Source organism: Shewanella saliphila (genome assembly GCF_014648295.1).
GTDB lineage: Bacteria > Pseudomonadota > Gammaproteobacteria > Enterobacterales > Shewanellaceae > Shewanella > Shewanella saliphila.
In genome coordinates, this window is record NZ_BMQV01000020.1 from 51,412 (window position 1) to 75,017 (window position 23,606).

Sequence of the window (23,606 nt, forward strand, 5' to 3'; positions counted from 1 at the left end):
TTAATGATAACTAATGTCGATCATTCAATTTTATTATCACGCTAAGGTGAAGTAAGCACTTCTTTAAATAGGCTAATAAGCCACATTGTGAGGGGATCTTTATCATTTTTATAATGATAATAACTACATATATTAGGCGTTAAGGTGGGTATTTTCTCTTCAAGCGTGAAGGATCGATATACATCGGGGTCCATAAATCGATAGAGCATCGAGCAAGGAAAAATCATATCGGTATTTTGTACCACATCCAAAATGCCTTCCGGTAATTCTGAACGATAACGTACATCGACGTCCAAACCTAAAGCATCAAACGCTTGTTCTGCATACGATATTTTCGAGTTCCAATCGCTCGAAATAATCGTAGTAAAAGGGTATTTTGCCGCTTCAGCCATACTCACTACATTGGCTTTTATGGGGTGATCTTTTCTGATTAAACAGCGAAAACTGTCTTTTGCAATACTCACTTCTCTTATCTGTTTGTCCTGACTGGTTATTTGATAATGAACACCTATTTGGATTTGATCTGACCTAATCAGTTCTAAGGTATGTTGAGACCATTGGTGAATATGTATGGTTAAATTAGGCGCTTCGTCTGTGATTTTTTTTAAAAAGCGATGCCCTAATAATGGTGCAAGTAAAGGCGATACCGCTAATGAAATGGTTTGATTAATATGTTGAGGATTAAAGTCGCTTGTCTGAGTGACAGACTGCTCAAGATGATGAAAGGTTTCATATGAATTTTGATACAGTTTATCGGCAAACGACGTTGGCTCAAGCCCCTGTGGTACTTTGACAAACAGTTCATCATTAAACTGATGCCTTAACTTTGATAACTGCTGACTTAAAGACGGTTGCGAGCTGTGCAATCGCTCTGCAGCACGGCGCATGTTCTTTTCTTGGTATAAAACGAAGAATATTTTTAGTCTATTTAAATCCATGTAGACCTCAGCACTCGTGTTGCAGAACAGAAACAGACCCTAGCTACTTTGCGTCAGCTTTTGCGCTAACGCAGTCGCATTACGGGCCACAATGCCATAAATAGACAGTTGTGGGTTAGCCCCAAGACTGGTTGGAAACACAGAGCCATCCATCACAGACAAGTTTTCTAAATAATGTGAATGCCCGTAACTGTTGACCATCGCTTGGGTTTTATCTTCACCCATGGCACAGCCCCCCATCACATGCGCCGAGGCGACAATGGTTTTGATTAACCCTAAATCAAGTTGATTAATACCTTGTTTAGCATCATTCCAAGAGTCAAAGAAATTCAATCCATCATGCATGGGCAGCACTTTTTTGGCACCAGCGGCAAACTGTAATTCTGCCATCGATAAGAAGGCGCGTTTTGCCCCACGCCAAAAACCTTCTGTTAACGGGTAATCAAGCGCAAAACTGTCATCGGTTAAGCGAACTTGCCCACCCGGACTTTGCTCATTAAAGCCGTCACGAATAAGCGCTATGGTCACCTGCATTTGATTAAAGTTTGCCATTAATTGCGCGTGACTTACCCCATAACCAATCGTTTTAGAGGCAATCAATACCGGATGCACCGGCGCGACTTCTAGCTTATAGCCTAATTCACCTGCGGCACCGTCTTGCCAGACAAACTCATCTGAATAGATTGATTGCGGCGCACCGCTATGGCCATTAATTTGCTCAGAAAACATCGCGCCAGATAGTAATGAAGGGTGTAAAAAGGTTTTGCCTAATTGCTTGTGAGGATCTGGCGTATTTGAACGCATTAAAATGGTTGGTGTGTGAATGGCGCCAGCACTCAAAATATAGTGTTTGGCACTGAAAGTAATGGTTAATGCCGTCGGTTTAACCCCCTCCGTCATCGCCTGGGCGGTAAGCCCAACAACCTTGTCACCTTTGTGCTCAAGCTTAACGACTTTGGCCCGTGAAATTAACGTTGCACCATTATCTAACGCACTGGGGATCGTTGTTAGCAACATAGATTGCTTGGCATTAACCGGACACCCCATGCCACAATAGCCGGTATTCCAACAGCCTTTTACGTTGCGTTTAATCACGGTATATTCCCAACCGAGCTTCTCACAACCTTGGCGCAGTGCAGCGTTATTACGGTTGGCTTCATATTGCCATTGTTCGATATTGAGCCGCTGCTCCATTTTTTCAAACCACGGTTGTAATTCAGTGGCCGACAACCCTTGAACGGATTTAGCTTGTTGCCAAAAATTTAATGTTGGTTCGGGGGTGCGAATAGAGGTTGTCCAATTGATGGTTGTTGAACCACCCACTGTACGCCCCTGAAAAATACCAATGCCTTTATCCGCCGTTTTTAATGCTGCAGCCTGTTGATATAAATTAGGATAGGCATGGCGCTCTTCCATATCAAAGTGCGTTGACGATTTAAGCGCCCCGCCTTCAATCATAATAACCTTAAGGCCCGCTTGCGATAAAATCTCAGCCGCAGTGCCGCCACCAGCACCCGTGCCGACAATAACGACATCGGCCTCAAAATGACGGTCTTTTTCTAAAGCACTAGCATCAATATGCTGCCAACCTGAACTTAACCCATTGATAATAGGATCAATAATAGCCACGAGAATACTCCTTTACACCCAGGGGATTAGTTTGAATGACTCACTAAAAAAGTCGGTTTGGCATAACGCAAGTTACCCCAATGTTCGGGGCAAGCATAATAACTCGCCATAATTAGCTCACGCAGACCTGTATAAGCAGTATTGAGCATATCGAGAAAACTATTACGCCAAAATTCAAGCATATCAATAAGCTGTTTTGGCTCACGCCCTAATAAAGGTGTCATGCTACCGCTCAGTAACAACAAACCAAAGCGCCCTTCAAGTAAATCCAATAACTCCATTAGCTCAGCTTGCTGGGCTTGAGGTAAATGATCGATCGACTGCACGATGGCATCTAAAGTGCGATTAATGGCCATTTCTCGGTGGTTGGCGACCTCAGGTAAGCTACCATCGAGAAAAATAGGAATAAATACACTAAAAAGCACGCGGTGATGAACATCATCGGAAGCGGTGGTTAATGTAGGCGAATACAGATTTACGCCTAATGCCAGTGCAGCGGTTCCTGCAAAAGCACCGGTAATAAAGGTACGTCGCTTCATTTACTTCCCCTTTGAGTTATTGTTGTCGGTAATTTTTATATGTTAAAGTGGCACTAGTAACATTTAAACACACGTTTAAATATTCACAAACTATTGCAGAAAAAATCCCTTTATGAAAACGTTATTCTCTCCGCCATGGTGGGCTGCAAGCCCGCACGTACAAACGATTTTACCGTTTATTTTTAAAGTGGCCAAACCAACAACTTTTAGGCAAAGACAAGAGCTGCCTGACGGTGATTTCATTGATTTAGATTGGTTAGGGCAAGCTCAAAACGGCGAGCCTATTCTAGTCATTATTCATGGTCTTGAAGGTAACACAGAATCACATTACGCCCGCAGAATGCTTATCGAAGCCAAAAAAGTCAAAATTGCAGCGGTAGTGCATCATCACCGAGGATGCTCTGGTGAACCTAATCGTCTAGCTCGTAGTTATCATAGTGGCGATGTTGACGACTTAGCGTATACCTTATCTCAGTTAAAACAGTATTATCCTGACTCGCCACTTTATGCGGTAGGTTACAGCTTAGGTGGCAACGTGTTGGCTAAATACCAAGGTAGCCAGCAACAACATAGTTTACTTGAACGTGCAGTAGTGGTGTCGGCGCCGCTAACATTAGGCGCATGCGCCAAACGCTTAGAAAGTGGATTTTCAACGGTTTATCAGCGTTTTTTAATTAAACGTTTACAGCGAAAAATGCTCGATAAAATCAATACGGCAGATCTCACAGAGCAAATGCCCATCACCAAAAAACAACTTAACATGCTCAATACATTTTACTTGTTTGACGACAAAGTGACAGCGCCTTTACACGGGTTTGCTGGAGCCGATGATTATTATCAAAAATCGAGTGGAATTAACTATTTACAACATATCACCAAGCCGACGTTAATCATTCATGCTCAAGATGATCCTTTTATGACTGACGATGTGATCCCCAGCAAAGATCAATTATCGCCCATGGTAGAATATGAACTACATCGATTTGGTGGACATGTAGGTTTTGTCGCAGGTGGCTGGCCTTGGAAACCGAAATTCTATTTGGAAGATCGGATAATCAACTTCTTACTATCCAGTAACAATAATCCAACTCAACACACTACCGAAGAAACACACAAGGAATAACCATGCTGGTGCCATACGACGCGTTATTGTCATTACCCCAGGAAACGCTGCAAGCCATAATAAAAGAATATTTACTGTCGCAGCTTGAAGATGGCAGCTTTAGTGACGTGGATGAGCAGCAACTAGCTAATGCAACAGAACGCTGCAAGCTCGCATTAAAAAAAGGCGAGTTAGTGGTAGAGTATAGCGAGGACGATGAATCGATTGCGATCCGTCAACGAGAGCATATTTCAGCGAGAGCCGATGATTAGAATGCATGATTAAGCATTCTTTTTATATAAATATTAATATTACGCGTATTATCAGCTGTGAAGAATTGACCCACAGGTCATGATTACCGTATAACTAGTGACTCGATTTTCTTTGGTGAATCACAAACGTAGGCAAACAATATGTCAGCAAAACACCCTATTATTGCTGTAACCGGTTCATCTGGTGCTGGCACAACCACTACAACCACAGCCTTTACTCACATATTTAGGCAATTAGGTGTTAACGCAGCATTTGTTGAGGGCGATAGCTTTCATCATTTCACCCGCGCAGAAATGGAAGTATTAATCCGTAAGTCGCAGGCAGAAAATCGTAATATCAGTTATTTTGGCCCTGAAGCCAACAATTTCAAAAAGCTTGAAGAATGCTTTATTAGCTACGGCGAAACCGGTAATGGCCAAACCCGTAGCTACCTACACACCTTTGATGAAGCCGTACCGTTTAACCAAATGCCAGGTACCTTTACTCAATGGCGTGATCTCCCAGAAAACACCGACATGTTGTATTACGAAGGACTACATGGTGGCGTAGTGACTGACGAGGCCAATGTTGCCAAGCATGTCGATCTATTGATTGGTATGGTGCCGATTGTTAACTTGGAATGGATTCAAAAAATTATTCGTGACACGACTGAACGTGGACATAGCCGTGAAAAAGTCATGGGGTCGATTGTACGCAGCATGGATGATTATATTAATCATATGACGCCGCAGTTCTCACGCACTCACATCAACTTCCAACGAGTCCCTACCGTTGATACTTCAAACCCATTTAGCGCCAAAGACATTCCAAGCCTAGATGAAAGCTTTGTGGTAATTCGTTTTCGTGGCATTAACAATGTCGACTTTCCATATTATCTTAATATGATACAAGGCTCGTTTATGTCGCGGGTCAATACCTTAGTGGTGCCAGGCGGCAAAATGTCATTGGCAATGGAATTAATCCTGACGCCATTAATTAGAGACTTGTTAGATAAACGGATAAGACTGCAAAATATCAATGATATCAAGCCTGATTAAGCTTGTTTTAAGTGAGTCGCACTAAAATAGTGCTTATCGTTGATTTCAAACGAAATAACGGCAGTTGATGTGCTTGGGCGCTAATTCCCCCTTTTCTGTTAGCGTGTTAAGCACATCAGCGAATTGACATTAGCCCTTGTAATACTCTCCAACTTCACTGTAATCCACTGCACTACATCAACGGAATGATTTCTCGATAAGCTTGGTTATTTTGATATTGCTTTAAGCGAAAAATAAATTCATCGCTGCGGGCAATTTCAGGGTTATGTTTAAGCGCATCAATGGCTTTTTTCTGAGTGTCTATGGCTGCATTAAAGTCGCCGATTTCGGCATATCCTGCCGCTAGATTATCTAATACCGTAGGGTCATTTTGATTTTTCTCTAGCAGTTTTAACGACATAGATATCGCTCGTGAACCGTCACGATACTCAGCTTCAGGGCATGTGGCCAAAATCCAAGCCACATTACCTAGCGATATTGCATCACCGGCGGCATTAAATTGCCCCATCGCCTTACCACAATTGCGTACTACGCCATCACCGCCAGCCGAATAAATAAACCCTAAGCGGAAATGCGCCCATTTATCACCTTGTTCAGCCATCGATAAATACCACTTTTCAGCCAAAGCTAAGTCCCGCGGAAATAATTTACCTTCAAACGCTAAATCTGCCACCGTTTGCTGAGCTTTAATGTGATTTTGCGCTGCAGCTAGGGTAACCCAGGTTAATCCGGCTTCGGTATCTTGGCTGACAAACCGGCCAGACAAGTACATTAACCCTAATAAAAATTGCGCGTCAGCATCACCCTGCTTGGCTTTTATTTGAATATGCACCAATTTACTGGCCGCCAGAGACTCCGCGGTAGGCGGAATATAGAATGCTTGAGCCGGTAAACTCAATGCGCTAAACGCCAGTAGGCATGCAGCAGTCCCTATTTGACTCAGTTTTTTCACGCACACCTCTTACAACAATTTGTGATATTGATAACATTAACTAACTCGCCTAATCAATTCAATAGACTATCCTTAGAGAAAATAATTCAATAGACTTGAACAATGAGCCAAATAGAATAAGATAAGGCGAATAAAATAAAAAGCTGACGTTGATCACAAACAAAAGAAATTTAATCAACTGTTTAACAAGTTAATATACACTACTGACACTTTTAAATACGATCTCTATCAAAGTTTTTACGATTCGAATCGCGTAAAATGCTTAATTAGACATTACTTACTTTCATTTTTAATCAATCGAGGAACATCGTATGGCTCTGATTGGTAAGCCAAAACCTGACCCAACATTAGAATGGTTTCTTTCACATTGTCACATTCATAAGTACCCAGCTAAGAGCACTTTGATCCATGCTGGTGAAGACTCTGACACTTTATATTACATCGTTAAAGGTTCTGTCGCTGTATTGATCAAAGATGAAGAAGGTAAAGAAATGATTCTTTCATATCTTAACCAAGGCGACTTCATCGGCGAGCTAGGCCTATTTGAAGAACAAGCAGAGCGTACTGCTTGGGTTCGCGCTAAACAAGCGTGTGAAATTGCAGAAATTTCGTATAAGAAATTTAAGCAATTGATTCAAGTTAACCCAGAAATCTTAATGAAGCTTTCTGCGCAAATGGCATACCGTTTACAAAGCACCAGCCAAAAAGTAGGCGACTTAGCCTTCTTAGACGTTGCTGGTCGCATTGCACAAACATTGTTGCACCTTGCGAAACAACCTGATGCCATGACTCATCCTGACGGCATGCAGATTAAGATCACTCGTCAAGAAATCGGTCAAATCGTGGGTTGTTCACGCGAAACTGTTGGCCGTATTTTAAAAATGCTTGAAGAGCAAAACTTAATCCAGGCACACGGTAAAACTATCGTGGTTTACGGTACTCGCTAAACATGAGTTAAGCTTCAATCATGTCTGCTTCAGCTTGATTTAAGCCAAGATATTTAAAGTGGTGTTCATACTCTGAACGCCACTTTTTTTATTTGGGAGCGAACATGAATAGCCTGTTCATCGCCACTATCAACAGCTTAATGGCCATTACCGCTAATCAACAGCATATTCCTGTTAACGAACTCCCTCTCGATCACGATAAAGTCCAAAAGTTAGTGACATCTGGTAATATACGACCATTAGATGACTATTTAACTTGGGTAGCGCAATATTGTGATGGCCAATTAGTGGACGCACAGTTGTTTCAATATCAAGACAAATGGCGTTATGATTTACAATTTAAACTTGCCCAAGGACATGTTATTAACCTGCAACTAGACGCTGTTAATGGCATGCAAAATCCAATGTCTCAATTACCGAGCGAATGTACCAAACATGAAACTGCTACTCGTTGAAGATAACCCATTATTAGTTGCCGAACTTGAAAAACAGCTCAAGCAAGCCGGTTATATTACTGATGTAACCGACAAAGCACTCGAAGCAGACTATCTAATGAAAGAAACCACCTATGATTGTGTCATTTTAGACATAGGTTTACCTGACGGTAATGGGCTTTCGTTAGTAAGCCAATGGCGTGAGCGCGGAGTCAATACCCCCGTCATCATGTTAACGGCTCGCAGTCAATGGCATGAAAAAGTTGAAGGCTTTAATGCCGGTGCCGACGACTACTTGGGTAAACCATTTCATGCTCAAGAATTATTGGCTCGCATCCAAGCCCTTATTCATCGTGCCCATGGCAGAGCAAATTCAGCCTCAAAACAATTATGTTATGGTGGCATTAACCTGGATGAAAACGAGCAAAAAGTCACTGTCGGCGAACAAGAATATGAGCTTACATCAATGGAATTTAGACTGTTAAAAATCTTTTTAATGTCGCCCAAAAAGCTGTTGTCTAAATCACAGCTTACCGACAAGCTATATCAGTTCGATGACGAAAAAGAGAGTAATGTAGTCGAAGTTTACGTGACACATCTTCGTAAAAAGCTAGGTAAAACCACCATCGAAACTCGCCGCGGCCAAGGGTATATTTTTCACGGTTTAGTCGAATGATGTCAATCCGCTTTAAGCTCAGCTTATGGCTGAGTGGTTTAATTATTATTGCCACCTTAATTGGCCTATTTTTATTTGAGTCAATGTTACGTGATGCTTTTCATGACTCGATTATTAATCGTTTAGAAGAAGATTTAGAACACATTATTATTGCTACTCGCCTAGACAATGGTGAATTGGTGATAGACCAAAACCAACTATCCAGCTTTTACCGCCCCGCTTATTCAGGACGTTACTTTCAATTAAACCTACCAGACCACACCATTCGCTCGCGTTCGTTATGGGATGCCGAGTTACATATCGTAAATCTTGAGGCGCAGCAAAAGCGGGTTTGGCAAGCTAAGGGGCCAAAAAACAACGATATGCAATTATTATCAATTGGTATCGGGGCACCTGATAGTGATAACACAGCAACCCTTACTGTCGCGCAAGATCTCAGTATTGGACGTCGTGTATTTAGTGAAATATTTGGCACCAAACTGGCGATTAATATTGGCATGCTACTGGCAATGATAGCCGGTATTTTCATTATTTTGCGTCAATCATTTAAGCCGGTAAATCAAATTCAAGGGGCACTAGCTAAACTGCGTGAAGGCGAGATTGCCTCACTTGAAATTGCCCAAATCCCTGCAGAAATCCGCCCGCTCGCTGAAACCTACAACCAATTATTGGAGTACACCGCTAAGCAAATTGAGCGTAGTCGCAATAATTTAGGCAATTTAAGCCATGGATTAAAAACCCCGCTTGCCGTTATGCAGCAACAAGTTGAAGCCTTAGGGTTATCTCACCCAGAGGCAGCCATGGCCATGCAGCAGCAATTAGACCTAGTGCATAAAATGATTGAACGTAAACTAGCAGCGGCGCGCATCACTGGCGATATGCTGCCTGCAGCGCAATTAGCTGTACCCAAAGATTTCGACAGTTTAATTAATACCCTGCATAAAGTGCATCGCCAGCGTGATATTAACTGTGTCGTTATTAATCCAGATAGCATCAGCAGGGTCCCCATTCACCGCGAAGATGGTATGGAGCTATTTGGTAACTTACTCGACAATGCCTTTAAATGGACCAATACGCAGGTAATAGTGCGCATTAATCAAATGCAAAATGGCGATATAGCATTACAAATTGAAGACGATGGCAATGGCGTGGAGCATGATAAAATCGCATCGTTAACAGCAAGAGGCGCTCGCTTAGATGAAGCGACAATGGGCCATGGCTTAGGGTTATCTATCGTTAAAGAGATTTGCGAACAATATGGTTTTAGTTTGCAGTTTAGCCGAAGTGAGACCTTAAACGGACTGAGTGTCACCATCGTCATGGGTCAATAGCCAATCATTATGAAGCAATCGTGATGAACCCATAAAAAAGACCTGCTTGATTGCTCAAGCAGGTCTTTTTTATGTAACTGACATTACATCATTGTGTTGGTACTTTCAAAAATCTTATCGGCTGATGCCGCAACAAAACCGGTATATAGCTTGCCGCTGTCCATTGGGTAACGACGGGCAAACTCGTAAAAGCAACTCGGGATCTCAGCATCACCGTCGGTAAAGTTAACCACCACTTTATCGGCCATGGTAGATGACTGCTCTAACAGCACTTCTGGTGTACCTTTAATTTCGCCACCTGACGCATTTAAAACAAACCCTGCCTCTTTTAGTGCCTGGTTAACATCTTCAATGCGCTCAAATTGCGGTAAATCGTTAATCGATACGGTAAAGTGGTTAGCACGGTAACCTAACGCCGCAACCCAAGCTGCATATTCACTCTCAGCTAACAGCGCTTTGTAAGTCGCTTTATCGAGGTTCCAATGACGGCCTGAATAAATAAAGTTATCTGCGGTTGTGTCAGCGACATCAACCTGATCAATTAAGCCATGAATGGTTTTTTGCAGCTCTGGGCTAAATTCCTCTACCAACAACTCCGAGAGAAATACTTTCGGTTGAGTTGGGTCTGGGTGCTCAAAATGCTTAGCGACAAGCTTTTTTTGTTCAAACTTGTAATCACCACTATCAACATAACCAATTGAAGTGAAATGCTCAGCTAACACGCTGAGATTAACTTTGGCGATATTGAACGTGCGCAGTGCAATATGATCATTAATGATCGCTGCGCCATGCCCCAGTAACTGATGAATTTTCGCCGCTGAGGGTGTCATCTTTATATAGTCTTGCCACAATTCGGCAAATAAAGCATTAACGTCTGTATGCATGGTTAAATCCTTGTAAATAAGGCTAGCGAGAATACACTCGCCAGCACGGATCATGCGATGGACTTATCAGGTTAAATTGATAAACCAGGGCTTAAAGTCGCAGGTAGGCTAACGGCGTCGGCTTCCATTGACGCCACAGGGTAAGCACAATAATCAGCAGCATAAAATGCACTTGCACGGTGGTTACCCGATGCGCCCACACCGCCAAACGGTGCGGCACCAGATGCGCCTGTGATTTGCTTGTTCCAGTTAACAATACCTGCACGAATACGTGCTAAGAAGTAGTCATAATCGTCGCGGCTGTCTGCTAATAAGCCCGCAGATAAACCATAACGCGTTGCATTGGCTAAATGAATGGCTTGGTCAAAGTCGCTGTAACGTACAAGTTGCAATAACGGACCAAAATATTCCTCATCCGGCAGTTCTTCAATATCGGTTACATCAATTAACCCTGGAGTGACAATCCCTTTGCCTGCTTCTACTTGGGTTAACTCGATGAGTGATACCCCACCGAGTGATTGCAATGTTGCTTGTGCAGCAACCATACCGCGGGCTGCAGTTTCAGAAATCATCGAGCCCATAAATGGCTGCGGCTGAGCATTCCAAGGCCCCACTTTGATTTGCTTAATCGCTGTAACAAGCTCAGCAATTAATGCATCGCCCTGCGCACCTTGCTCAACGTATAAGCGACGAGCACAGGTACAACGCTGGCCAGATGAAATATACGCAGATTGAATGATGTCATGTACTGCAGCCTTGGTATCGGTAACACCTTTAACGATAAGCGGGTTATTGCCGCCCATTTCTAAGGCTAAAATTTTGCCAGGATGACCAGCATATTGCTGATGTAAAATGTGTCCAGTGCGCGAGCTACCGGTAAAGAATAAGCCATCAATTTGCGGATGCGAAGCCAGTGCTTTACCGGTTTCAACTTCACCTTGAACAAGGTTAACAACACCTTGAGGCAAGCCTGCTTTATCCCAGCATTTCAGCATTAACTCAGCGACTTTGGGTGTCAGCTCAGACGGCTTAAACACCACGGTATTACCCGCAAGTAATGCTGGCACAATGTGGCCATTAGGCAAATGCCCAGGGAAGTTATAAGGGCCAAATACTGCCACGACACCATGCGGTTTGTGACGTAATACGGCGCGCCCTGCAGGTAAGTCGTTTGTTTCGGTGCCGGTACGTTTGTCATGTGCTTTAGCAGACAAACCAATTTTACCCATCATTGCGCCCACTTCTGTGGCCGTTTCCCATTGTGGCTTACCGGTTTCTTGGGCGATTGTTTCGGCGATTTCGTCTTTATTTGCTTCTAGTTGTGCACGATACGCTTCTACAATGGCCAAACGAGCTTCATAGCCCAACATAAACCAATCAAACTGGGCTGCACGAGCAGCATCAACCGCAGCATTAACTTGGCTTGGTGTGGCGGTTTTACCTTGCCAAATCACTTCACCGTTTGCTGGATTGCTTGAGTTAACATCATGACCTTCGCCAGCTAACCACTGACCTTGAATATATTGTGTCATTTCTTACTCCTACATTGCTAAAACACGAATTTGTTCGCCATCGCTAACCAGTAAACCGGCTGCAATTTCAGGGCTAAGAACAACATCGTCGTGTTCATCAGAGACCAACAGTTTGGCAGCTGATGCACGATAATCAGCCAACGACGTGTTGGAAAAAATAAAATGATGATCTGCGTGTGGCATTTTGCCAATCGACACCGTGAGTAAGCGGCTTTTTTTAACCGAGCGGATTTCGCTCAAAGCGCATTCAACGGTTGGACCACCATCAAAAATATCGACGTAATTACGGAACTTAAAGCCTTCGGCTTGTAATAATCGCAGTGCTGGCTTGGTATTCTTATGAACTTCGCCAATCACTTTTTGTGCCTTTTTAGGCAACATGCAAACATACACAGGATTGCGTGGCATCATTTCGGCCATAAACGCTTTCTTGCCTAAACCAGACAAATAATCTGCTTCGACAAAATCAATGCCTAAAAAGTGATGTTGTAGCCATTCATAAAAGGGGGAATCACCATGGTCATCACTGACACCACGCATTTCTGCAATGACGGTGTCGCCAAAACGTTGTGGATGCTGAGCCAATAACAGAAAACGCGAACGCGACAACATGCGACCATTATTTCCTTTGCGATATGCATCTTTTAAAAACAGGGTGCATACCTCTGCAGCGCCAGTATAGTCATGGCATAAGGTCAGGGTCTCAACTTCATTACGCACAGCAATTTGCGAAGAATGGTAAACCTCAGTGCCTAAGCGGTAATGATAAAAAGCATCTTGCATACCGACGGCGGCTTCAACACCACACGTACCAACAACTTCATTGGTTTTGGTGTCTTCAAGCACCATTAAGTAGCCTTCGTCAAAAGGCTTATCAATTTGCTTAGTAAAAGATGCTTCTGCCCTAGCGATCTTTGAACGCAGTAACTCTTCGTTTACTGGTAAAGATGTAAAACCGTGGCCTGATTCAACTGCGATACTATAAAGTGCATCGTAATCACTTGCACGGATAGGACGTATGACTAACATCTTAATCTCCTCATTGCGCCACTAACAAACAGCACTGACAAATAAAGCCAGCGCGGTTTGTATGGTGGCGAACCCAAACTAAAAAAGTACAAGCTAGGCTTGCACTCAGTTAGTTATTAACCTGCTACTACTTTTGCTACTGCACGCTCAAAACGTGCTAAGCCTTCTGCAATATCAGTTTCAGGGATCACCAATGATGGCGCAAAACGCACAACGTTAGCACCTGCGATCAAACACATTAAACCTTCGGCAACTGAGGCAACTAAAAATTCGCGGCTACGGCCTTCAAATTTATCGTTAAGCACTGCACCTAGTAACATACCTTTACCGCGTACTTCACTGAATACGTCGTACTTGGCATTGATTGCCGCTAAACCATCGCGGAATAGCTGTTCACGGTGTTTAACGCCATCTAATACTTCTTTGGTGTTAACAACATTCATCACAGCATTACCAATAGCACAAGCCAATGGGTTGCCACCATAAGTAGAGCCATGTGTGCCAACCTTTAAATGAGCAGCAATTTTAGCCGTGGTTAACATTGCCGCGATAGGGAAACCGCCACCTAATGCTTTAGCACTGGTTAAAATATCAGGCACGATGTCAGTACCCATGTAAGCAAATAGCTCACCTGTACGACCTACACCGGTTTGTACTTCATCAAAAATAACCAAAGCATCATGCTTATCCGCTAAACGGCGCACAGCTTTTAGGAATTCTGGGTCGCCATTAATAATCCCGCCTTCACCTTGAAGTGGTTCAAGCATGATGGCACAGGTTTTATCTGAAATAACGGCTTCTAGAGCGGCAATATCATTAAATGGTACGTGGGTGATGCTTTGCGGCTTAGGGCCAAAACCATCTGAGTATGCAGCTTGTCCGCCAACGGTTACAGTAAAGAAGGTGCGGCCGTGGAATGCTTTGTCAAAAGCAATAATTTGGTCTTTGTCAGCGCCATGGTTATCTAAGGCATAACGGCGGGCTAATTTTAATGCCGCTTCATTAGCTTCTGCGCCCGAGTTGGCAAAATAGACACGCTCAGCAAAGGTTGAGTTAACTAATTTAGTGGCTAATTCAAGCGCAGGCTCGTTGGTCATTACGTTTGATAAGTGCCAAAGTTTTTCGCCCTGCTCTTTTAATGCAGACACTAAAGCGGGGTGGCAATGACCTAAACAATTAACTGCAATACCACCAGCAAAATCGATGAATTCATTGCCTTGTTGATCCCATACTCGACTGCCTTCTCCGCGAACAGGAATAACGGCTGCAGGCGCATAATTAGGCACCATGACTTCATCGAATTGGGCACGGGTTAGATTCATTTCTAGACTCATTGCATTTCATCCTTCAGGTTGTTGGCAGCTTGAAAGCCGCTGTTTCCGCTGTTTGCTTTATATTCTGTAAGTGCATCGGCGGAAGCTTGTGTTATTTATGGGACATTATTAGCGAAATTGTGATCAAAATACCAGTTCTGTACAGCTAACTTCTGCAAGGCAGCATACTATTATGCATAAAGATTGAAAATAATGACTAAAAAAAGCGTTTATTAGGGGGATACCAAGCATAAATAGTCATAAAAAAAGTTATTTGAGTAGATTTTGTGTAGCTATTCACCAAAAGTGAATAACTACACAATTTTAACATTTGTTATTTTACGGATAAAAATTGATTTACAACAAATCGAGTTTACGAAAGTTCTGTGCTTTCAATCGCAACAACTCTTGGGTAGAAAACTCGTAATAATCAAACATAATACGTTTTTCTTGTGGGTCGATAAGTTGTTGCTCTTCTAATAATAGCACTTTGGCGTAACAACTTGCTTTGGCCACAATAGCGGCTTCAGGCGAAAGCTCAGTAAAGTGATAATCTTGGTCAAGCTCTTTAAGCACAAGCGTAATTTTAGAGTCTTCAAACTTGAGTAAATTAAGCAATTGCCAATTTAATGTATGACCGTGCAACATCACCTGATTGAAAATAGCTTCAGCAGGAAACTCCGTCGCCATAATGGCGTCATAGACTTGTTTGTCTCGACTTTGACTGGCCTCACGCAGCCATGTCCCCCAGGTTTTATCAAATATTCGTCCGCTTTGGGTCAGCATAATTGAGGTCGCAAACTGATACATTAACGAGCAAGTATACGTTAGGCTGGGTTCTTTATTATGCAGCTGAGCCAAGGTTTGCGCGGCGATGGCACTCATAATGCTATAACGCCACAATTTACGTGTAATCCAAAGCAAATGAGTATTACCTGAGGGTAACCAATTACGCAGGCAAAAATATGGGATCAGTGTCCGTAGATTTTCTAAACCAATATAATTTAATACCAATTTAATATCGGTCACTTTCACATCGCCATTTTTCGGTCTTCTGTGGCGCGATGACGGACTATTGATTAAGTTGATTAAATCACGGCATAACCAGCTATTATCTTCAATAATAGGCCGTAGACGGTTTAAGTTGAGATCTGGGCTTAGCAATAAATCTAACAACAATATCTGACTTTCAGTAATCCCAGATGAGTCGATAATCGACTGAGGTAACGCCAGTTGGTGTTCAATCGTATTTTTAACGGTCTGAGTTAAATGAGTTGATACCTCTAGATAAATTTGGCGCTCTTTAACTTGTTTTTCGATACGCAGCTTTAACGCTTTACGTTCAATATCAAGTTTATTGGCACTTTCTTCGATCTCAGTATTTAACTCATCGAGCATTGAACTCACAGGCTGCTTGCCCACAATAATTTGATTGTAGAGGCGACGTTCAATTTCGATGACTTTTCCGGGCCTAACGCCACCCGCTACAGATATTGCCACTCAACACTTTCCTTGATTACTATTTTGAGTCAATCATAAAAATTAAGGCTCTCCAAAGAAAGCCTTAATAGGTATTTATTTAATAAATTGAAGCTAGAGTGGTTATTTTAACTCTTGCTCAAATAGTTTATAAATACGACGGTATTCATCTAACCAACTAGACGGTTGCACAAAACCGTGTGGTTCAACCGGATAAATAGCGGTTTCAAACATCGGTTTTTCAAGCTCAATTAACCGTTGCACCATACGTACGCTATCTTGAAAAAACACGTTATCATCTAGCACACCACTCATAATCAACAACGGCTTTTGCAGTCCTTGAGCATGTTCTATCGGCGAGCTACGCTCATAAGCAATAGGATCGATATCTGGCGTATTTAAAATATTAGCAGTATAAGGTGCATTATAATGAGCCCAGTCGGTTACAGGGCGTAATGCAGCCCCTGCTTGGAATAATTCTGGCTCATTAAATAATGCCATAAAGGTTAAGAAGCCACCATACGAGCCGCCGTAAGTACCGACTCGCTGAGCATCGACGTTGGCGTTCGTTGCCAGCCAAGCCACACCATCTTTTAAGTCTTCCACTTCAGGGTGGCCCATGTTGCGGTACACTGCAGTGCGCCAGTCACGGCCGTAACCTTTAGAGCCGCGGTAATCCATGTCCATCACCACATAACCTTGTTGCGTTAATAAGTTATGGAACATATATTCACGGAAGTAACCAGAAAAACCATAATGGGCATTTTGCAAATAGCCCGCGCCGTGGTTAAACACCACTGCTGGGTATTTATCTGCTTGCTCGGCATCATAACCTTGCGGTAAGTACACTCTAGCATAGACCTCACCCGCACCATGGTTTGAAGGCACTGCAACAACTTGCGGCATTTGCCAAGGGTATTGCTTAAATTCACTACTGGTGTAATCCGTCAGCTGCTTAATTTCTCCACCAATGGCTTGGATATAAAGTTCATCAGGGTGAGTAGCTGTTGAAGCGGTTAACAATAGTGCCAGGCCATCAGGGCTTAAACTGTAATCTAACGTACCAAACCATTGTGTGAGCTGTTCATCTTTACCTGAGGCAATCTCAACTCGGTACACGTTATAGCTGCCAGGGTGATCCTTGTTAGCACGGTAATAGAGGTATTTGCCATCGGGTGACAAGGTCACATTATCCACCACAAATTTTCCGCTGGTCAACGCGCTAACTTTGCCTGCTGCGGTTTTAACATAAAGGTGTGAGAATCCTGACTCTTCAGACAAATAGTAAACCGAGTCAGTGCCCGTTACCCAACCAAATTGGTTGTAGTTATAGTTAACCCATGCGTCGTCGTGAAGACGGTGCTCGGTTACAAGTTTGCCTTTTTGTAAATCCACTCGAGCGATCCAACGGTCTTTGTTATCAACCGCCTCAAGCATGACTATTAATTGGTTATCAGTATCTCGCCATTGCATGGCGCTTTGGTTCCACTCCCAATCTTGCATGAGTTGAATTAAGCGTGGGGCTTTTTCACTTTTGTAACTATCGCCTTGAGCTTTGGCGTTTTCAGCCTTAACGCTGGCTAAGACATCTTCATCAAAACCCGTAAGTCCTTCGATTGTGATGTCTTTTTTAGTGTGCTCCGCTAAATCAAGCAGCACTAGTCGTTGCCCAGGAAAAGCATCTTCAGCCACACGAGCACGCGCAGGCACTGCATCAATATAGCCATCTTTACCGAGGTAATTTGGCATGATGTCGTGCTCTGCTCGCCAGGTATAATTTTTATCGGTCAGCGCCAGCATCACATAACGACCATCGGGTGACAGACTCATTTCAGAAATGGTTTCACTGTCGCCTAAATACCAAGGCTGAGCTGAAAATGTTGGGTCTGCTTTAGCCAATGATTCACGGTATTGTTCACGTGATTTGTCATTGTTATGCTGTAAGGTAACGTAGTCGGTCAGTCTATGCTGCTGCTTGGCAATATAACTGCTTGGGTCTTGCGTTTTTTGCGGTTCATTAACCATTTGGATGGCGGCGATTTGCTCAACCATACCAGTGGCTTGATGTAGGCGGAAAATGTTATTGCCTTGCCAGTAAGCCAAGTCACCATTATTCAAAAAACGGACGCCATTAATAGCATCATTTTGACGAGTAAACTGGCTAACATTTCCACTTTGTAAATCTTTTACAAAAACATTACCTTGATAAATATAGGCTTTTTTAGTTTTAGTTGAATTAATAACACCGTTTCGTTGATCAGCTAAATGTAACTGAGACAGCTCAAGCTGCTCTGCCGTTGTGGCTGTAATATTTTGCTGGTAATAATCACGTATCGGCGCTTGGTGAGCCTGGCGACTAAAATACACTGATTGGCTGTCATCGCTCCAATAAGCGCCACGCGCAAATATTCCCATCCAATCTGGATTAGCCATAATTTGATTGAGTGTTAACGCTTGTTCTGCTTTTGGTGGAGACGCGAGTGGTACGGTAATCTTAGTGGTTGAAGCCGTTGTTGTTGGTGCCGAATCGACAGTGGCCGCACAGCCACTTATCATGGCTAAAGAAACTGCACTAATGGCAAAATGTCGCAAAATGCTGGTCATGATCATCCCTTTTATTATTTTAAGCGCTATTTATAACATAGATTGGCCGGTGGTGAAGGACTGAAGTTGTAACATAAAATACGATTTTAAAGGTATTAAGCTCGTAAAAAGTTAGCCAGTAACTCATGCCCTTGCTGGGTTAAAATCGATTCTGGATGAAACTGCACACTATATAAATTGAGTGCTCGATGACTCATGGCCATAATTTCTCTGCCGTGCATTGGGTCGTCAAACCAAGCATCAAGTTGAAATCCTGGTGGCACATGGTCTATCAGTAAAGAATGATAACGAGTGACCTGAAGAGGCTGTGCAAGTGCAGAAAAAAGCCCTTGTTGATTATGTTCAATTAAACTGGTTTTGCCATGCATAACACGCTTAGCACGAATAACATTTGCGCCAAACACTTGTGCGATAGCTTGATGACCTAAACACACACCTAAGATAGGTATTTTACCCGCAAAATGCTTAATGGCTGCCAGCGAAACGCCTGCTTCGTTAGGCGTACAGGGCCCCGGTGAAATAACCAAATGACTTGGCGCTAATGCTTCAATTTGTGCAACCGTGATTTCATCATTACGTTTAACCACAATCTCTTGTCCGAGTGTTTGAAAATACTGAACAAGATTAAACGTAAATGAATCATAATTATCAATCATCAATAACATTATCGATCTCACAAGCCTTTTTTAGGTTAAAAAAAACCAGCCTTGCGACTGGTTTTATGTCCTAACGGCTGTTAATTACTTAACCACTGTTAGGTGACTTCTGCGTTTAGCTTTGTCGTCTGAACTGGTCGACTTAGTCGTCTCTGGCGCTGTTGAAGGTTCTTCAACTGACTTCATAGATGAAGGCACTGATGAAAGCTCATCGTGTTCATCTTCGATCATGTAAGCATCTTCCATATCAAACACCGTACCCGCGCCGTTTTCACGGGCATAGATAGCGACGATAGAAGCCATAGGTAAAAATACGTTTTGCGGTACTCCGCCAAAACGTGCATTAAACTCTACGGCATCGTTTGTCATGTGAAGATTGGCCACAGCTCCAGTTGCAATGTTTAATACGATTTGGCCGTCTTTAACAAATTGCTGTGGAACCTGGGTACCTTTAACAAAAGCGTCCACGACAACATGCGGCGTTAAATGGTTATCCATCAACCACTCATAGTAAGCGCGCAATAAATACGGACGATTAGGTGTTATTGGTTTCATTACATGCCCATGCGCATTTCGCGCTCAGCCTCAGTTAATGATGCTTTAAATGATTCGCGCTCAAAAATACGAGTCATATAGGCATTAATTTCTTTTGCTGTACGAGGATCTAAGTTAATGCCTAATACAGGTAAACGCCATAATAATGGGCCTAAGTAGCAGTCAGATAGACCAAACTCTTCGCTCATAAAATATGGCATTTCAGCAAATACTGGCGCTAAAGCAACTAAGCTTTCGGTTAACTCTTTACGCGCTGCATCAGCTTTATCACCGTTACGGATGCGATCAACAAGCACATACCAGTCGGTGTCGATTCTGTGCATCATCAAACGGCTTTGACCGCGAGATACCGGATATACTGGCATTAATGGAGGATGCGGAAAACGCTCGTCCAAATACTCCATAATAATACGCGATTCGTACAACACTAATTCACGATCAACTAAAGTCGGTACTGAGTTGTACGGATTGACTTCAAGTAAATCTTCAGGCATTTCACTTGGGTCAACTTGTAAAACATCAACAGTAACCCCTTTTTCAGCCAATACGATACGTACTTGGTGACTATATAAATCATCGGCACCAGAAAAAAGTGTCATGATAGAGCGCTTGTTGGCAGCAACAGCCATTGATACCCTCCAGAATCTAAAAAAAACAAAACAAACGAGGGGCTAAGCCCCCCGTTTACAATATGCGGATAATGTATAATAACCGTTATTGATAGCTAGTGTACATCTTTCCAGTACTCTTTCTTCAACAAATACGCAATGATGAAGAAAATAAACAAGAATCCAAGTACCCACATACCTAAAGCTTTACGCTCTAACTGTACAGGTTCAGCCGAGTAAACTAAGAAGCCCGTGATATCACGCACTGCTTGGTCATACTCTTCTGCCGTCAATTTGCCACCAGTGGTAACAAAAGTGCCATCGTCTTGTTTTACTGCAAGACCTTGTAAGTCTTGTAATACGTGTGGCATACCCACTAATGGAAACACTGTGTTATTTACGCCAAATGGACGAGTCTCATCAGCATAAAAACCTTTAAGGTATGAATATACCCAGTCTTCACCACGTACACGAGCAACCAGCGTTAAGTCTGGAGGCGCTGCACCAAACCATTTTGCTGCATCAGCGGTAGGAATTGCGTTTTCCATTAAATCGCCGATTTTGGCATCGTTAAGAATGTATTTGCTACGCATATCATCGGTTGAAATACCGATATCTGCAGCAACACGTTCATAACGCTGATATTGAGTGCTGTGACAACCTGAACAGTATTGTTGGAATAAATCCAAGCCACGTTCTAATGACGCTTTGTCATGTAAGTCAACGTTAGCGCTTTCTAAGTGAACATTATGCCCACTTGCTGCCATCGCCAAAGATGGCAACAAAGTAACTAATGCAATTAATAACTTTTTCATTAGTGTGTCACCCTCGTTGGTACTTCTTTTGTTTTCTCATTTTTACTGTAAACCCATAGGGCTACGAAGAAACCAAAGTAAGTGAAAGTGAAAATACGTGCCGCAATAGTTAGCTCAGGAGTCGCAGGAACCACACCTAAATAACCAAGAATAATGAACGACACAGTAAATTGTGCAATGTTGATCTTGTGGATCATGCTGCGATAGCGAATAGACTTCACTTTACAACGGTCAAGCCAGGGCAGAATAAATAACACTGCTATAGACAGACCCATACCAATGACACCCAATAACTTATCAGGAATCGCACGTAAAATGGCATAGAAAGGTGTGAAGTACCAAACCGGTGCAATATGCTCAGGAGTCTTCATTGGGTTAGCCGCTTCAAAGTTTGGCTTTTCAAGGAAGTATCCACCGCCTTCAGGCATGAAGAACAATACATAACAGAACACGATTAAGAAGCCCGCTACACCCATAATATCTTTTACAGTGTAATAAGGGTGGAATGGAATACCATCAATAGGCCATCCGTTCTCATCTTTGTTCTTTTTAATTTCTACACCATCAGGGTTATTTGAGCCCACTTCATGTAGTGCAATTAAGTGTAAGAACACTAAAACAACTAATACAAGTGGCAGCGCAATAACGTGTAATGCGAAGAAACGGTTTAGGGTAGCACCCGAAATAACGTAGTCACCACGGATCCACAATGTAAGGTCATCACCAATAATAGGGATAGCGCCAAACAAAGAGATAATTACCTGTGCGCCCCAGTAAGACATTTGTCCCCAAGGTAATAGGTAACCCATGAATGCTTCAGCCATTAGCACAAGGAAAATCAACATACCAAACAGCCATAATAGCTCTCTTGGTTTTTGATAAGAACCGTAGATTAAGCCACGGAACATGTGCATATAGATGACAAAGAAAAACGCCGATGCCCCCGTAGAGTGCATATAACGAAGTAACCAGCCGTACTCAACATCACGCATGATGTATTCAACTGAAGCAAACGCGCCTTCAGCTGTTGGTACGTAATTCATGGTTAACCAAATACCCGTGAGTAATTGGTTAACTAAAACTAAAAGCGCTAATGAACCAAAGAAATACCAAAAGTTGAAGTTCTTTGGTGTCGCATATTGACCCACGTGACGGTTATAAGTGGCCGTCATTGGGATGCGCGCATCAATCCAATCAATAATGTTCTTAACCATTATGCCGCTCCTGTGTCTTCACCGATAAGCACGGTAGCGTCATCGACATATTTGTGTGGCGGGATCACGAGGTTCAATGGTGCAGGAACACCCTGGAACACACGACCGGCCATGTCAAATTTAGAACCGTGACAAGGACAGAAGAAACCAGATGTTACCCCTTCAACCTGCTCACCGAATGAATCAGGTAAATAAGTAGGTGAACAACCTAGGTGAGTACAGATACCGACTGCAATAAAGAATTCAGGCTTAATAGAACGTGCTGGGTTAGTAGCATATTCAGGTTGCTGCATTTCTTCAGAAGCAGGATCGCGTAATTGACCGTCTAGAGATTTAAGATTCTCTAGTACAGCTTCTGTACGACGAACGACCCAAACCGGTTTTCCGCGCCATTCGACACGAATTAACTGACCTGGTTCTACTTTACTAATATTTACTTCGACCGGCGCACCTGCAGCTTTCGCCTTGGCGCTCGGATTCCATGACTTGATGAAAGGAACCGCTACAGCGACGGCACCAGCACCACCTACTACGGCGGTTGCGGCTGTCAGGAATCTGCGACGTCCGGTATCGACTGGCGCATTGCTCATCCACTTATCTCCCAGAGGGTGTTGGAATTTTTATATTTCAATACTTTAGCGAACCACGACGGTGTCGCTAAAATCATAGTTTGAGGCGGTGCTCATTATAGCGAAAAATTAGAGCTAGATCATAGTGAAAACACACATCTAAGTTGAGGATATTAACATTTTTTTCAAAAAGGCATATAAATCAGCGCCTTTTTAACAATCTAAACAAGGTTAACTCATGCAAAATAATTTTTTATTGCTATATCTAATCAACTACTTATATACGTATTGCTGTAAAAACAGTCAAAATAAGCTGTTTACTCACGAAGAACAGCTTTTATTGAATGCAGAGTTTGAATTACAGATACATCGAGTAGGGTGAGGCGTCACCGCCCCATCCCTCTCACAGAACCGTACGTACGGACCTCGTATACGGCTCATGCATACTTCCATTCAGCATAGTTGCTGAACACATACCCTGTCCTATCAT

At 42.8% G+C, this 23,606-nt stretch carries 23 protein-coding genes; 7 read left to right on the forward strand and 16 right to left on the reverse strand.

Features of this window, described 5'->3' with window-relative positions; all coding sequences use genetic code 11:
- Positions 1-41: 41 nt before the first annotated feature.
- Genes IEY48_RS11105 through IEY48_RS11115 form a run of 3 tightly spaced genes read right to left on the reverse strand, consistent with a single transcriptional unit; the run spans position 42 to position 3,106 of the window.
- Positions 42-938, reverse strand: a complete 897-nt coding sequence (locus tag IEY48_RS11105) for a LysR family transcriptional regulator (protein ID WP_188920266.1) — start codon at positions 936-938, stop codon at positions 42-44.
- A gap of 39 nt (positions 939-977) precedes the next feature.
- Entirely contained in the window at positions 978-2,567 is a 1,590-nt protein-coding gene (locus IEY48_RS11110; protein ID WP_188920268.1) for a GMC family oxidoreductase, read from the reverse strand.
- Positions 2,568-2,593: 26 nt separating this feature from the next.
- Positions 2,594-3,106: a TAT leader-containing periplasmic protein gene (locus tag IEY48_RS11115; protein ID WP_188920270.1), complete on the reverse strand. Its 513-nt coding sequence runs from the start codon at positions 3,104-3,106 to the stop codon at positions 2,594-2,596.
- A gap of 112 nt (positions 3,107-3,218) precedes the next feature.
- Between IEY48_RS11115 and IEY48_RS11120 the strand changes: the two genes are divergently transcribed.
- The 3 genes from IEY48_RS11120 to IEY48_RS11130 all read left to right on the forward strand — a co-directional run bounded on the left by IEY48_RS11120 (position 3,219) and on the right by IEY48_RS11130 (position 5,518).
- Positions 3,219-4,229, forward strand: a complete 1,011-nt coding sequence (locus IEY48_RS11120) for a hydrolase (RefSeq protein WP_188920272.1) — start codon at positions 3,219-3,221, stop codon at positions 4,227-4,229.
- A 2-nt stretch (positions 4,230-4,231) separates the two neighbouring features.
- On the forward strand, positions 4,232-4,480 hold the full coding sequence (locus tag IEY48_RS11125) for a YheU family protein (protein WP_188920274.1): 249 nt from the start codon (positions 4,232-4,234) through the stop codon (positions 4,478-4,480).
- 141 nt (positions 4,481-4,621) lie between these two features.
- The gene (locus IEY48_RS11130; RefSeq protein ID WP_188920275.1) at positions 4,622-5,518 is read left to right on the forward strand and encodes a phosphoribulokinase; all 897 of its coding nucleotides are present in this window, start codon (positions 4,622-4,624) and stop codon (positions 5,516-5,518) included.
- A gap of 172 nt (positions 5,519-5,690) precedes the next feature.
- Here the strand turns inward: IEY48_RS11130 and IEY48_RS11135 are convergent, their stop codons facing one another.
- Entirely contained in the window at positions 5,691-6,470 is a 780-nt protein-coding gene (locus tag IEY48_RS11135; RefSeq protein ID WP_188920277.1) for a tetratricopeptide repeat protein, read from the reverse strand.
- Between the two features lie 311 nt (positions 6,471-6,781).
- Here IEY48_RS11135 and crp point away from each other — a divergent pair, with 311 nt between their 5' ends.
- The 4 genes from crp to IEY48_RS11155 all read left to right on the forward strand — a co-directional run bounded on the left by crp (position 6,782) and on the right by IEY48_RS11155 (position 9,858).
- On the forward strand, positions 6,782-7,417 hold the full coding sequence (crp, locus tag IEY48_RS11140) for a cAMP-activated global transcriptional regulator CRP (RefSeq protein ID WP_130598440.1): 636 nt from the start codon (positions 6,782-6,784) through the stop codon (positions 7,415-7,417).
- 104 nt (positions 7,418-7,521) lie between these two features.
- Positions 7,522-7,872 (forward strand): PepSY domain-containing protein, encoded by a 351-nt coding sequence (locus IEY48_RS11145; protein WP_188920279.1) that lies wholly within the window; start codon positions 7,522-7,524, stop codon positions 7,870-7,872.
- A complete protein-coding gene (locus tag IEY48_RS11150; RefSeq protein WP_188920281.1) occupies positions 7,853-8,527 on the forward strand; it encodes a response regulator transcription factor in 675 nt (224 codons plus the stop codon). The genes IEY48_RS11145 and IEY48_RS11150 overlap by 20 nt, the downstream gene beginning before the upstream one ends.
- The gene (locus IEY48_RS11155; protein ID WP_188920283.1) at positions 8,524-9,858 is read left to right on the forward strand and encodes a sensor histidine kinase; all 1,335 of its coding nucleotides are present in this window, start codon (positions 8,524-8,526) and stop codon (positions 9,856-9,858) included. The genes IEY48_RS11150 and IEY48_RS11155 overlap by 4 nt, the downstream gene beginning before the upstream one ends.
- Positions 9,859-9,941: 83 nt before the next feature.
- On the opposite strand, the gene IEY48_RS11160 is transcribed toward IEY48_RS11155, so the two are convergent.
- The 12 genes from IEY48_RS11160 to petA all read right to left on the reverse strand — a co-directional run bounded on the left by IEY48_RS11160 (position 9,942) and on the right by petA (position 23,137).
- Complete coding sequence (locus IEY48_RS11160) at positions 9,942-10,742, reverse strand: DUF1338 domain-containing protein (RefSeq protein ID WP_188920284.1); 801 nt, start codon at positions 10,740-10,742, stop codon at positions 9,942-9,944.
- A gap of 71 nt (positions 10,743-10,813) precedes the next feature.
- Positions 10,814-12,274 (reverse strand): succinylglutamate-semialdehyde dehydrogenase, encoded by a 1,461-nt coding sequence (astD, locus tag IEY48_RS11165; protein ID WP_188920286.1) that lies wholly within the window; start codon positions 12,272-12,274, stop codon positions 10,814-10,816.
- Positions 12,275-12,283: 9 nt separating this feature from the next.
- Positions 12,284-13,303 carry an arginine N-succinyltransferase gene (astA, locus tag IEY48_RS11170; RefSeq protein ID WP_188920288.1) on the reverse strand — a complete coding sequence of 340 codons (1,020 nt, stop codon included), beginning with the start codon at positions 13,301-13,303 and terminating at the stop codon, positions 12,284-12,286.
- 116 nt (positions 13,304-13,419) lie between these two features.
- Positions 13,420-14,637, reverse strand: coding sequence for an aspartate aminotransferase family protein (locus tag IEY48_RS11175; RefSeq protein WP_188920290.1), 1,218 nt, complete (start codon positions 14,635-14,637; stop codon positions 13,420-13,422).
- A 336-nt stretch (positions 14,638-14,973) separates the two neighbouring features.
- Positions 14,974-16,116, reverse strand: coding sequence for an HDOD domain-containing protein (locus IEY48_RS11180; RefSeq protein WP_188920292.1), 1,143 nt, complete (start codon positions 16,114-16,116; stop codon positions 14,974-14,976).
- Positions 16,117-16,218: 102 nt separating this feature from the next.
- Positions 16,219-18,699, reverse strand: coding sequence for a S9 family peptidase (locus IEY48_RS11185; RefSeq protein WP_188920294.1), 2,481 nt, complete (start codon positions 18,697-18,699; stop codon positions 16,219-16,221).
- A gap of 95 nt (positions 18,700-18,794) precedes the next feature.
- Complete coding sequence (locus IEY48_RS11190) at positions 18,795-19,364, reverse strand: anthranilate synthase component II (protein ID WP_188920296.1); 570 nt, start codon at positions 19,362-19,364, stop codon at positions 18,795-18,797.
- A gap of 75 nt (positions 19,365-19,439) precedes the next feature.
- Positions 19,440-19,910 (reverse strand): ClpXP protease specificity-enhancing factor, encoded by a 471-nt coding sequence (locus IEY48_RS11195; RefSeq protein ID WP_188920298.1) that lies wholly within the window; start codon positions 19,908-19,910, stop codon positions 19,440-19,442.
- Complete coding sequence (gene sspA, locus IEY48_RS11200) at positions 19,910-20,539, reverse strand: stringent starvation protein SspA (RefSeq protein ID WP_188920300.1); 630 nt, start codon at positions 20,537-20,539, stop codon at positions 19,910-19,912. The genes IEY48_RS11195 and sspA overlap by 1 nt, the downstream gene beginning before the upstream one ends.
- A gap of 95 nt (positions 20,540-20,634) precedes the next feature.
- On the reverse strand, positions 20,635-21,333 hold the full coding sequence (locus tag IEY48_RS11205) for a cytochrome c1 (RefSeq protein WP_188920301.1): 699 nt from the start codon (positions 21,331-21,333) through the stop codon (positions 20,635-20,637).
- Positions 21,333-22,547 carry a cytochrome b gene (locus tag IEY48_RS11210; RefSeq protein ID WP_188920303.1) on the reverse strand — a complete coding sequence of 405 codons (1,215 nt, stop codon included), beginning with the start codon at positions 22,545-22,547 and terminating at the stop codon, positions 21,333-21,335. The genes IEY48_RS11205 and IEY48_RS11210 overlap by 1 nt, the downstream gene beginning before the upstream one ends.
- Positions 22,547-23,137: a ubiquinol-cytochrome c reductase iron-sulfur subunit gene (gene petA, locus IEY48_RS11215; protein WP_160052628.1), complete on the reverse strand. Its 591-nt coding sequence runs from the start codon at positions 23,135-23,137 to the stop codon at positions 22,547-22,549. Before petA ends, IEY48_RS11210 begins: the two co-directional genes overlap by 1 nt.
- Positions 23,138-23,606 lie beyond the last annotated feature (469 nt).